Raw genomic sequence first — 9,247 nt, forward strand, 5'->3', positions numbered from 1 at the left:
GCCCCCGACGGAGCGACCGGCTGGCACGAGCTGCCCGTGACCGTCGCGTGAGGGGTCATTTTCTGTCGCCTCGAGCGATGCGAAGCGACAGAAACTGACCCCTCACGCGGTTAGGACAGGGCGTGGCGCAGTTGCTCGATCGCCCAGTCGATCTCGGTCGCGCGGATCGTCAGGGGCGGGGCGATGCGGATCGTCTGGCCGTGCGTGTCCTTCACCAGCACGCCGCGCGACAGGAGCTTCTCGGCGATCTCGCGTCCCGTGCCGACGGCCGGGTCGATGTCGACGCCCGCCCACAGCCCGGCGACGCGCACGGCGGTCACGCCGTGTCCGACGAGGCTCTCGAGACCGTGCGCGAGGTGCTCGCCGAGCGCCTTGGCGCGGGTCTGGAACTCACCGGATGCCAGCATCTCGACGACCCGCAGACCCACCGCGCTCGCGAGCGGGTTGCCACCGAACGTCGAGCCGTGCTCGCCGGGGCGGATGACGCCGAGGACGTCCGCGTTCGCGACGACCGCCGACAGGGGCAGGATGCCGCCACCCAGGGCCTTGCCGAGGAGGTACACGTCGGGCACGACACCCTCGCGGTCGCACGCGAACGTCTCGCCCACGCGGCCGAGGCCCGACTGGATCTCGTCGGCGATGAACAGCACGTTGTTCGCCGAGCAGATCTCGCGCACCCGGCGGAGGAACCCCTCGGGCGGGATCACGACGCCGGCCTCGCCCTGGATCGGCTCGATGAGCACCGCGGCGGTGTTCTCGTCGATCGCCGCAGCGATGGCATCCGCGTCGCCGTACGGCACGTGCACGAACCCCGGCGCGTACGGACCGAAGTCGTCGTGCGCCGTGGGGTCGTCGCTGAAGCCGACGATGGTCGTGGTGCGGCCGTGGAAGTTGCCGTTCGCGACGATGATCGTCGCGGCATCCGGGGCGATGCCCTTCGAGCGGTAGCCCCACGCGCGGGCGACCTTGATGCCGGTCTCGACCGCCTCGGCCCCGGTGTTCATCGGCAGCACCAGGTCTTTGCCGCACAGCTGCGCGAGCGCAGTCGCGAACGGCCCGAGCTTGTCGTTGTGGAACGCGCGGCTCGTGAGCGTGAGGCGCTCCAGCTGCTCACGGGCGGCCGCGAGGATCGCCGGGTGCCCGTGGCCGAAGTTCAGCGCGGAGTACGCCGACAGCAGGTCGAGGTAGCGCTTGCCCTCGACGTCGGTGACCCAGACGCCCTCGGCGCGCGCGGCGACGACGGGCAGCGGGTGGTAGTTGTGCGCGACGTGCGCGTTCTCGGCGGCGATGAGCTGCGCGCCGAGGTCGTCGACGGCGGTGCTCATCGGGTGCCCCCGCGCAGCTCGAGCGTGCAGCACTTGATGCCGCCGCCGCCGAGCAGCAGCTCGGACAGGTCGACGAGCACGGGGGTGTACCCGCGCTCGCGCAGCTGCGCCTCGAAGCCCTTCGCGCGCGGCGAGATGATGACGTTCTTGCCGTCGCTGGCCGAGTTCAGGCCGAACACCGCGCCGTCGGCATCCGAGACCCGGATGGCATCGGGGTAGCGCTCGCGCAGGATCGCCTGGCTGCGCTCGTCGAACGCGTTCGGCAGGTACGCGATGTTGGCCTTCTCGACACCGCCGGGGCCCTCGACGGGATCGAGCACCGCGATCGCGGTGTCGAGGTGGTAGAACCGCGGGTCCGTGAGGGTCAGCGAGACGACATCGCGCGAGAAGACCTCGCCCACCTCGCGGTGGCTGTCGCCGGTGGAGCGGAAACCGGTGCCGGCGAGGATCGTGTTCCCGACGAGCAGGAAGTCGCCCTCGCCCTCGTTGACCTCGACGGGCTCGGCGACCTGGAAGCCGTTCGCGGCGAACCAGTCGATGAACGCGGGGGCCTCGTCGGCGCGCTCGCGGAAGCGGAACTTCGGTCCGTATGCGACGCCGTCGATCACGAAACCGCCGTTGGCCGTGTAGACCATGTCGGGCAGTCCCTCGACGGGGTCGATGAGCTCGATCTCGTGGCCGAGTTCGGTGTACGTGTCGTACAGCGCCTGCCACTGGCGCACGGCCAGGTCGGTGTCGGTGGGGCGCGACGGCTCCATCCACGGGTTGATGCTGTAGCTGACGGTGAAGTGCTCGGGCCGGCACATCAGGTAGCGGCGGTGCTGCTGCACGCGCTCGACCGGTGCGGTCTCGGCGGTGGCGGCGGTGGTGTTCGCGGACATCTCGACTCCTCAGGAGAAGGTGCGGCGGACGCTGTCCTCTGGGCCCGGTGGCCCTTCGACCCGGCGGCACCCGAGGCGCCGTGCGGGGAAAGGTCGGTCCGGGCACGCCGCGGCCATTGTCTCACGCGGGCGCGTGGGCGCGCGAGCGACGGGCGCAACCTCGGCGATCCGCGCCGGGTCAGTGGCATCCGGCCGGATCGGGCGGAGGGTGCGTGAAGCGCTGAGGTTATGCGCAGCGCGACAGCAGGAACAGACGCCAAGCGTTTATGGCCCGCGGCACCTGTCGGGCGAAATCACTCGTGAACTGCGCGGCGTCTCGGCCCTGGCTCCCGACACGGCAGCTGCGCGAGCCGCCGGACCGACCGATACTGAGCCCTTCGACGCACGAAGGGCTAATTGTGCTACATTTCATCTCGGCCGATCTTCTCTGTCGGAGTGCGAGCTCATCGTGAGCCCGATCTGGGAGGAGTCGAGTCGTAAGCACGGTGTCAGCCAATCCGACCAGGTCTACGCGATCCTGCACGCGACCTATGTCGCAACGCTTCCGGAAACCGGGCAACGCGGAGGGAGGGTGGTGCTCTACATCGGACCCGAGCACGCACAGACCTCCCGTGAACTCGAGGTCCTGGTCGAAGACTTCGGCGGAGTCCCCGAAGCCCGGGTCTTCCATGCCATGCGTCTGGGGCCGAAGCTGAGACGGTATCGAGAGGAGAACCCCGGATGATCGAGAGCAATGACACCCGGGCGGAGCGGATCTCCGAGTCCGGCAGCCCTGTTGCGGCCCCCCTTGACGTCCGCGCTGGCGACGCGGCCTCCGCAGCGGGGCGCGCATTCCTTCTCCGCGAGTTCGGCGACGAGCAGAACATCCGCGAAGCCATGCGCAAGCCCGGACGTCCGCCCCGTTCCGCCGCAGCATCCGGGACCTCTCCCACCGTGCGAGGGCGAGTTCCACAAACCGACTACGAGAAACTCAGCGCGATCAGAGCAACGACCGGGAAAACCGAGAGCGAACTCGTACGCGAGGGGATCGCGATGGTCATCGGGCGGTACTCGACGCACACCGACGTGGCGTAGCGAGGTACCGGGCGTGACCCAACCTCGACCCTTCCCGGGGGCGGCGACGAACAGAGCGCCCGCCTGCGGTGCCCCTCGCTGTGAACACGCTGAGGCTCATCACCACTTCATCCGATATTCGTTTCGCCTTCCCGATCCGACCGACGTGCCCGAGCGATTCGACACGCTTCCGCCGGGGCTGACTTCGCGTCGCAATGGGCATATGCCTCTCCGACCGATCCCCAGGTCCCGGGGCATTCGATCGTCGAAGTAACGAACTTCGCCGGCTGGCATCGTGACGTCGTTCACAGGGCCAGCAACTGACACCTGCCGAATCGCTCGGGCATCCGGTCGCGCGGCGTCATCGACTCGGCCCGTGTCAGTCCCCCGTGGGAGGATGACCTCGATGTCCACCTCGACCGCGACCCTGGAATACTCCGTCGTCCTCGACGAATCCGCCGGTGTCGTCCGCATCCTCGACCGTCGCGTGTTCCCCGCCCGGGTGGAATGGGTGGATGCCACGACCCCCGACGAGGTCGCCTCGGCGATCCGCGACATGGTGACGCAGAGCTCGGGCCCGCTGTACGCGGCGAGCGCCGGGATGGCCCTCGCCGCCCTGCAGGCGCGCGGGCTGCCCCTGGGTGAGGCGCGCACGGCCCTCGGACGCGCGGGCCGCGCCCTCGCGACCGCCCGCCCGACGAACGCGCACCCGCGCGACGCGGTGGCCCGCATCCTCGACGCCGGCCGCGACGCCGACGACACCGTCGCCCTCGTCGCCGCGACGCTCGAGACCGCGACCGCCGTGGACCGCGACTACCGCGAGGCGAGCCTGCGCCTGGGCCGGGCGACGCTGTCGCTGCTGCCCGAGTCGCCGCGCATCCTCACGCACTGCTGGGCCGACGCCTACCTGTTCGGTCTCGTCGCCGCGGCGCGCGAAGCCGGTCGCGAGATCGAGTGGGTCGCGACCGAGACCCGCCCCTACCTGCAGGGCGCCCGGCTCACCGCGCACTCGCTGCGCGAACTCGACCAGAAGGTCACGCTCATCACCGACGGCATGGCCGCCGCCGCGCTCGCCTCGCCGCGGGGCGTCGGCACCGGCCCCATCGACGCCGTCGTCACCGCGGCCGACCGGGTCGCCCTCGACGGGTCGGTCGTGAACAAGGTCGGCACGCTCGCGCACGCGGCCGCGGCGGCGGCGTTCGGCATCCCGTACTTCGCGATGGTCGAGGCGCCCGATCCCGGAGCCCCCACCGGCGCCGACATCGTCATCGAGGACCGCGACCCCCGCGAGGTGCTCGAGGTGCTCGGTCAGCGCACCGCGAGCCCCCTCGTGACCGACGCGTGGTACCCCGCGTTCGACGTCACTCCCCCGCGCCTGGTGACCCGCATCGCCACGAGCCGCGGAACGTTCGAGCCCGCGCGCGTCGGTGAGCACTTCTCGACCGATCCGGATGCCACAGCCGTCGACGCCGCACCCGCGCTCCGCCGACGCCGCTCCCCCGCCGATCCCGCCCCGATCGCCGCGACCGTGCAGCCCGACACCGTCGCCTTCCGTCCCGTGTCCCCTTCTCCCGACGAGGATCCCCAATGACCGCCATCTCCGCCGACGTCGTCGTTCTCGACATCGAGGGCACCACGAGCGCCGCAGGGTTCATCCTCGGCGACCTGTACGACTACGCCCGTCCGCGCCTCGACGAGGTGCTCGGCCGCGACGACGACACCGTTCGCGCCGCGCGCGCCGACGCGATCGCCGAGACCGGTCTGGATGCCGACGCCACCGACGCCGAGATCGCCGAGGCGCTCCGCGGACTCATGGCCTCCGACGTCAAGTCGACGCCGCTGAAGACCCTGCAGGGCATCATCTGGGCCGAGGGCTTCGCCGCGGGCGAGATCCACTCGCAGTTCTTCGAGGACGTGCCCGCGCGGCTGAGAGCGTGGAGCGACAACGGCATCCGTGTGGCCGTCTACTCGTCCGGCTCGGTCGCCTCGCAGGTGCCGTGGTTCCGCCACGCCCCGCAGGGCGACCTGACCGTGCTCGTCGAGGACTTCTTCGACACCGTCAGCGCGGGCCCCAAGAAGGAGTCCGGCTCGTACGACCGCATCGCCGCCGCGCTCGGGGTGGAGCCTTCGCGGGCCCTGTTCCTCACTGATCACCCCGACGAGGTCACCGCGGCCCTCGCCGCCGGCTGGCAGGTCGTCGCGCTCGACCGCGAAGGGGAGCCGTGGCACGGCGCGAACTTCGCGGCTCCGGCGGTGGCATCCTTCGACGAGATCGGGCTCACCCGGTGACCCTCCCCCACCCCGACCGGGTGCGCGCCGCCGGGGCGGCCCTCGCCGCCGAGGCCGCGCGCTTCTCGGGCTACGGCTGGATGCGCGGCACCTCGGGCAACCTCTCGATCGTGGTCGACCGCGATCCGCTCGTGCTCGCCGTCACCGCCTCGGGCCTGGACAAGTCCGAACTCACCGATCGCGACGTCGTTCTCATCGGCGCCGACGGCGACGCCCTCGACGCCGCCGACCCCCGCCCGCCCTCGGCCGAAGCGGGGCTGCACGCCCACATCGCCGCGCGCACGGGAGCGGGGGCGGTGTTCCACGTGCACGCGTTCGACGCGGTCGTCGCGGGGCATCGGTGGCCGGGCGGGGTCGAGATCCGCGACATGGAGATGCTCAAAGGCATAGGCCACCGTGCCCACGACGAGACCGTGACGATCCCCGTCATCGCGAACGACCAGGACATGACCGTCGAGGCCGCCCGCTTCGACGAGGTCTACGTCCCGGCGACCGCGGAGGTCCCCGAGGTGCCCGCACTCATCGTCGCGAGCCACGGCATGTACGCCTGGGGCGCCGACGTCGCCGCGGCCCGCCGCCACCTCGAGATCACCGAGTGGCTGCTGCGTTTCGCGGTCGCGACGCGCTGAGGTCCGGCATCCCCGGGTCGCCCCGCACCCGACTTGTCTGTGCGTCCCCTCGCCCTCACCCCGCGATAAACGCTCCCTGCACTGAGACACGCTCGCTGAGCGCGTTTCTCGATGCAGGAAGCGTTTATCGCTGCGACCGCTGGGACCGCGGGCAGCGCGGGTACCCCGACGACTACCGCGTCGGAGTCAACGCGCGGGCCTCGCGCTCCCACGCCTGCGTCGCCATCTGCACGGCGTCCCACGGGGAGCCGAGCGGGGGCGTGTACGACAGGTCGAGGTCGCTCATCTCGGCCACGGTCATGCCGTGGTGGAGCGCCGTGGCATAGGTGTCGACGCGTTTGGAGATCTCCGCGCCGCGCGTCCCGACGAGCTGGGCGCCCAGCAGACGCCCGTCGCGGGTGTCGCCGGTGATCCGGATGCTGATCGGGGTGGCGCCCGGGTAGTAGCGTTTGTGGTCGTCGGCGATCGCGGTGTGGCTGTGGGGCGCGAAGTCCGCCGCGACGGCCTCGTGGTCGCGCAGGCCGGTGCGCGCGGCGACGACGTCGAACACCTTCACGACCTGCGTGCCGAGGCTGCCCGCGAACCGGGCGTCGCCGCCGATCGCGTTCTCGCCGGCGACGCGGCCCTGCTTGTGCGACGTGGTGCCGAGCGGCAGGTACGTGACGCCGAGGAGACGGTGGTGGGTGACCACGCCGTCGCCTGCGGCCCAGACGTTCGGCACACCCGTGCGCATCTGCTCGTCGACCACGACCGCCCCGCCGGCGCCGGTCGAGGCGCCCGCCGCGGTGAGCAGCTCGGTGTTGGGGCGGACCCCGACCACGACCAGCACGAGGTCGGCGGTGTGGGCGACGGGCTCGCCGTGGTGCGTGCCGGTGACGGTGAGACGACCGCTGTCGCGGGCGACCGAGGCCACGCGGGTGTCGGTGCGGACGTCGACGCCGTGCCGGGTGAGCTCGTCGTGGACGAGGGAGCCGAGCTCGGGGTCGAGGGTCGACAGCACCTCGGGCCCGCGCTGGAGCTGCGTGACGTGGAGCCCCCGGACGGTGAGAGCCTCGGCCATCTCGAGACCGACGTACCCCGCGCCGACGATGATCGCGCTCCGGGGCTCGTGCTCGTCGAGGTAGCGCTCCAGCGCGAAGGTGTCGCCCATCGAGTGCAGCAGGTGCACGCCGTCGTCGGGTCCGAGCTCGTCGAGGCCCGCGATGCCGGCGGTCGCGGGCGACGCCCCGGTCCCGACCATGAGCGCGTCGTAGGGGATCGTCGACTCGGCGCCGTCGGCGGTGCGCACGGTGAGCTTCTGGCCGGTGACGTCGATGCCGGTGGCGAGGGTGTCCAGGCGCAGCGTCATGCCCGTGGCCTCGAGGTCGGCGTGGGTGCGGTGCGCCAGGGACTGCCAGGGCTGCACCTCCCGCGAGAAGAAGTACGGGATGCCGCAGATGGAGAAATTCGGGTACGCGTCGGCGACCACGACCGTGACGTCGACGGAGGGGTCGAGCTCACGGGCGCGCAGCGCGGTGGAGATTCCGGCGTCGCTTCCGCCGATGGCAACGAGGTGCATGAGGACCTTTCAGGATCGGGATTCGAGGTGCACGGGGGTCATGACCTCGCTCGCGGCCCGGGCGGCGGTCGGGAAGAACAGGACGACGAGCGCGAGTCCGAGGGCGGCGCCGGCGAACTGCGCCAGGACGAACGGGGGAACCGCCGCGGGGGCGATACCGGTGAAGGTGTCGGTGAACATCCGCGCGATCGTCACGGCCGGGTTGGCGAAGGAGGTGGAGCTGGTGAACCAGTACGCCGCACCGATGTACGCACCCACCGCGGCCGCGGTGGTCACCCCGGTCGAGGTGCGGGCGAGGGCGAAGATCAGCAGCACGAGTCCGGTGGTGGCCACCACTTCTCCCACCAGGTGGCCGCCGGTGGCGCGCTCGTTCGCCGAGAAGGCGGGGGCGACGTCGAACATCACGCCGGCGAGGAGCGTCCCGGCGGTACCGCCGAGGACCTGCGCGGCGATGTACGGACCGAGGTCGCGCAGCGGCAGGCCGGTGCCCCACCGGCGCCCGAGCACCCAGTCGGCGACCGACACCACGGGGTTCAGGTGCGCCCCCGAGACCGGCCCCAGCATGAGGATGATCACGGCCAGCCCGAGAGCGGTGGCCAGGCTGTTCTCGAGGAGCTGCAGCCCGACATCGTCCGGCGAGAGCCGCTGCGCGGCGATGCCGGATCCGACGACCACCGTGACCAGCAGACCCGTGCCGACGAACTGCGCCGCCACACGGCGAGCAAGGTAGGGCCGGCGGGGAGCGGAGACGGATTCGGTGGGAGTCACGGGTTCATCTTGACCTGCGAGTGATAGATCAGTCAATATTGAGGCAATGAACGTTGAGAGAACTTCGGACGTGGAGGATCGCGCCGCTCGGCACGCCGCCCTCGGCGATCCGTCGCGCCTGCGGATCGTGGATCTGCTCACCCTGGGCGACCTGTCTCCCTCGGAGATCCGCGCCACCCTCGGCCTGCCGTCGAACCTCGTCGCGCACCACCTGAACGTCCTCGAATCGGTGGGAATGGTGGAACGCTCGCGTTCCGAGGCCGACCGTCGGCGCAGCTATGTGCGCTTGACGGAAGCGGCGCTGGCCGATCTGGCCCCCGGGAGAACGGAACGCGCGCAGCGCGTAGTGTTCGTCTGCACCGCCAACTCGGCGCGGTCGCAGCTCGCCGCCGCCCTCTGGGCCACGCGCAGCACCATCCCCGCTGCGTCCGGCGGCACGCACCCCGCCGACCGGATCGCCCCGGGCGCGGTGGCCACCGCCGAGCGCCACGCGCTCGCCCTCTCCGCCGGATCGCCGCGGGCGCTGGACACCGTGCTCACCGACTCCGATTTCGTCATCACCGTGTGCGACACGGCGCACGAAGAGATCGGCGTGACCGGCAACCTGCACTGGTCGATCCCCGACCCGGTGCGCACCGGCACCGACGACGCCTTCGACTCGGCCTACGACGAGCTGGAGCGCCGCATCACCGAACTCGCCCCTCGACTCACCGCCCCCTGACCACCGAAGGAACACCCGTGAGC

General features: G+C 71.3%; 10 protein-coding genes. 6 read left to right on the plus strand and 4 right to left on the minus strand.

Annotated elements, in window-relative coordinates; genetic code table 11:
- Window positions 1–110: 110 nt before the first annotated feature.
- Complete coding sequence (rocD, locus tag FE256_RS16435) at window positions 111–1,325, minus strand: ornithine--oxo-acid transaminase (RefSeq protein WP_138177814.1); 1,215 nt, start codon at window positions 1,323–1,325, stop codon at window positions 111–113.
- On the minus strand, window positions 1,322–2,206 hold the full coding sequence (gene ddaH, locus FE256_RS16440) for a dimethylargininase (protein WP_138177816.1): 885 nt from the start codon (window positions 2,204–2,206) through the stop codon (window positions 1,322–1,324). Before ddaH ends, rocD begins: the two co-directional genes overlap by 4 nt.
- A 448-nt stretch (window positions 2,207–2,654) precedes the next feature.
- Here ddaH and FE256_RS16445 point away from each other — a divergent pair, with 448 nt between their 5' ends.
- The 5 genes from FE256_RS16445 to mtnB all read left to right on the plus strand — a co-directional run bounded on the left by FE256_RS16445 (window position 2,655) and on the right by mtnB (window position 6,177).
- Window positions 2,655–2,930, plus strand: coding sequence for a hypothetical protein (locus FE256_RS16445; protein ID WP_138177818.1), 276 nt, complete (start codon window positions 2,655–2,657; stop codon window positions 2,928–2,930).
- Window positions 2,927–3,280 (plus strand): hypothetical protein, encoded by a 354-nt coding sequence (locus FE256_RS16450; RefSeq protein WP_138177820.1) that lies wholly within the window; start codon window positions 2,927–2,929, stop codon window positions 3,278–3,280. The genes FE256_RS16445 and FE256_RS16450 overlap by 4 nt, the downstream gene beginning before the upstream one ends.
- 385 nt (window positions 3,281–3,665) lie before the next feature.
- On the plus strand, window positions 3,666–4,850 hold the full coding sequence (locus tag FE256_RS16455; protein ID WP_138177822.1) for a translation initiation factor eIF-2B alpha/beta/delta subunit family protein: 1,185 nt from the start codon (window positions 3,666–3,668) through the stop codon (window positions 4,848–4,850).
- Window positions 4,847–5,548, plus strand: a complete 702-nt coding sequence (gene mtnC, locus FE256_RS16460) for an acireductone synthase (RefSeq protein WP_138177824.1) — start codon at window positions 4,847–4,849, stop codon at window positions 5,546–5,548. The genes FE256_RS16455 and mtnC overlap by 4 nt, the downstream gene beginning before the upstream one ends.
- Window positions 5,545–6,177: a methylthioribulose 1-phosphate dehydratase gene (mtnB, locus tag FE256_RS16465; protein ID WP_252371065.1), complete on the plus strand. Its 633-nt coding sequence runs from the start codon at window positions 5,545–5,547 to the stop codon at window positions 6,175–6,177. Before mtnC ends, mtnB begins: the two co-directional genes overlap by 4 nt.
- A gap of 172 nt (window positions 6,178–6,349) precedes the next feature.
- Here the strand turns inward: mtnB and FE256_RS16470 are convergent, their stop codons facing one another.
- On the minus strand, window positions 6,350–7,735 hold the full coding sequence (locus FE256_RS16470; protein ID WP_138177826.1) for an FAD-dependent oxidoreductase: 1,386 nt from the start codon (window positions 7,733–7,735) through the stop codon (window positions 6,350–6,352).
- A gap of 9 nt (window positions 7,736–7,744) precedes the next feature.
- On the minus strand, window positions 7,745–8,503 hold the full coding sequence (locus tag FE256_RS16475) for an aquaporin (RefSeq protein WP_252371066.1): 759 nt from the start codon (window positions 8,501–8,503) through the stop codon (window positions 7,745–7,747).
- A 46-nt stretch (window positions 8,504–8,549) separates the two neighbouring features.
- Here FE256_RS16475 and FE256_RS16480 point away from each other — a divergent pair, with 46 nt between their 5' ends.
- Window positions 8,550–9,224 (plus strand): arsenate reductase/protein-tyrosine-phosphatase family protein, encoded by a 675-nt coding sequence (locus FE256_RS16480; RefSeq protein WP_138177828.1) that lies wholly within the window; start codon window positions 8,550–8,552, stop codon window positions 9,222–9,224.
- The last annotated feature ends 23 nt before the right edge of the window (window positions 9,225–9,247 follow it).

Origin of the sequence: Microbacterium sp. 5K110 (assembly GCF_005774735.1) — a bacterium.
In the GTDB taxonomy this organism is placed as follows: domain Bacteria; phylum Actinomycetota; class Actinomycetes; order Actinomycetales; family Microbacteriaceae; genus Microbacterium.